Raw genomic sequence first — 1,901 nt, 5'->3', positions numbered from 1 at the left:
AACAGCCCCAAGACCCCGGCCGCCCCGAGCGACCGGCAACCACACCAACCCAACCAACCACCAACCCGACCCCAACACACCAAGGAACACCACACATGACGGACAACACCAAGCCCGCCTGGCTCGTGGACGACCTCGGCCCCAAGGGCGCCAGCTTCGTCAAGCTCTCCGACTTCGCGCCCCCGCCCGAGCGCTCCCACGGCATCCTCTTCACCCGCGACCGCCTCGAGAAGGGCTACCACGTCTCGGAGATCCGCGACGGCGTCTACTGGGTCTCCATCGGCTGGTACGACTGCATGTTCGTCGTCACCGGCTCCGGCGTCGTCGTCCTGGACGCACCCCCCGCCATCGGCGAACGCCTCCTGGCCGCCATCGAGTCCGTCACCCGCGAGCCGGTCACCCACCTCATCTACAGCCACTGGCACGCCGACCACATCGGCGCCGCCTCCATGTTCGGCCCCGGCATCACCATCGTCGCCCACGAACGCACCCGCGAGCTGCTCGCCCGCTTCCCCGACCCCTACCGGCCCCTGCCCACCGAGACCTTCGCCACCGACGCCACCCTCGACGTCGGCGGCGTCCCCATCGAGCTGTCCTACAAGGGCCAGAACCACACCGAGGGCAACATCTTCACCTACCTGCCCCGCCAGAAGGTCCTCGGCGCCATCGACATCGCCAGCCCCGCCTGGGTCACCTTCCGCGACTGCGACTCCTCCGAGAACCTCGCCGGCTGGGAACAGGCCCACCACCAGGTCCTCGAGTACGACTTCGACACCGTCGTCAGCGGCCACGTCTCCCGCCTGGGCAACCGTGCCGACGTCGAGGAAGGCGTCGAGTACATCGACGACCTGGTCCGCTACTCCCGCGAAGCCCTCGAGACCATCCCCATGGAGTACTTCCACGCCGGCATGGACGGCCCCTACAAGGCCGCCTTCCGCGCCGTGGAGGAGAACTACTTCGCCGCCCTGGTCAACTACGTCACCAAGAAGGTCCTGGAGCGCACCACCTCCAACGGCCAGCGCTGGGAGGAGCGCCTCAACGGCGCCGACGTCCTGACCAAGCACAACGCCTACGCGATGCTCGAGAAGACCCGCCTGGAACGCACCCACAACGGCTACATGCGGCGCGACGGCACCCCCACCAGCGACAAGTTCTTCATCTGACCCGCCCGCACACCGAACGGCACCCAAGCACCACCATGACCACCACAACCATCCCGACCCCCGGCACCGATGCCGACACCGACGCCATCCGTGCCCTGATCGACAACTGGATCCTGTGGCGCGACGCCGGCGACTGGGACCGCTTCCGCACCGTCTTCCACCCCGGTGCCCGCGTCCTGGCCACCTGGCAGCAGGGCAGCGCCGACGACTTCATCGCCGCCTCGAAGGACGGCTGGGAGCGCGGCGTGAGCATCCTGCACTCCCACGGCGGCACCACCATCGACGTCGCCGGCGACCGCGCCGTCGCCCAGACGAAGATGACCATCGCCCAGCGCGCCGACGTCGACGGCGTCATGTGCGACGTCGTATGCACCGGCCGGTTCTACGACTTCTTCGCCAGGCGCGACGGCCGCTGGGGCATGGTCCTGCGCCAGCCCATCTACGAACGCGACCGCCTCGACCCCGTCACCCCCGGCATCTGGCCCGACCTGGACCCGGAGCTGCTCGCCCGCTTCCCGGCCGGCTACCGCCACCTGGCCTACCTGCAGACCCGGCTCGGCTACGCCGTCAAGACCGACATGCCCGGCACCACCGGCCCGCGCACCGACGCCCTCTACGCCCTCGGCCGGGCCTGGCTCGACGGCACCGCCGACAGCCTCGACCACTGGACATAACCCATCCCCACCCCCACAACACACCGGCCGGGGCCGTGCCCCGCACGGCCCCGGCCCTCCCCAC

2 protein-coding genes are annotated in these 1,901 nt (G+C 69.6%); both read left to right on the top strand.

Annotated features, from left to right (window positions below; genetic code table 11):
- Nucleotides 1-95 precede the first annotated feature (95 nt).
- Nucleotides 96-1,163, top strand: coding sequence for an MBL fold metallo-hydrolase (locus CCN35_RS19760; protein ID WP_079129907.1), 1,068 nt, complete (start codon nt 96-98; stop codon nt 1,161-1,163).
- Nucleotides 1,164-1,198: 35 nt separating this feature from the next.
- Nucleotides 1,199-1,837, top strand: a complete 639-nt coding sequence (locus CCN35_RS19755; protein WP_067397737.1) for a nuclear transport factor 2 family protein — start codon at nt 1,199-1,201, stop codon at nt 1,835-1,837.
- The last annotated feature ends 64 nt before the right edge of the window (nt 1,838-1,901 follow it).

Source organism: Streptomyces thermovulgaris (assembly GCF_002155915.1).
Lineage (GTDB): Bacteria > Actinomycetota > Actinomycetes > Streptomycetales > Streptomycetaceae > Streptomyces > Streptomyces thermovulgaris.
The sequence above is the reverse complement of the archived record's forward strand: the minus strand, read 5'-3'. Positions and strand labels throughout refer to the sequence as shown.

Coding starts and splice junctions, on each gene's coding strand:
- CCN35_RS19760 (WP_079129907.1), top strand. CDS start 96: ATGACGGACAACACCAAGCCCGCCTGGCTCGTGGACGACCTCGGCCCC.
- CCN35_RS19755 (WP_067397737.1), top strand. CDS start 1,199: ATGACCACCACAACCATCCCGACCCCCGGCACCGATGCCGACACCGAC.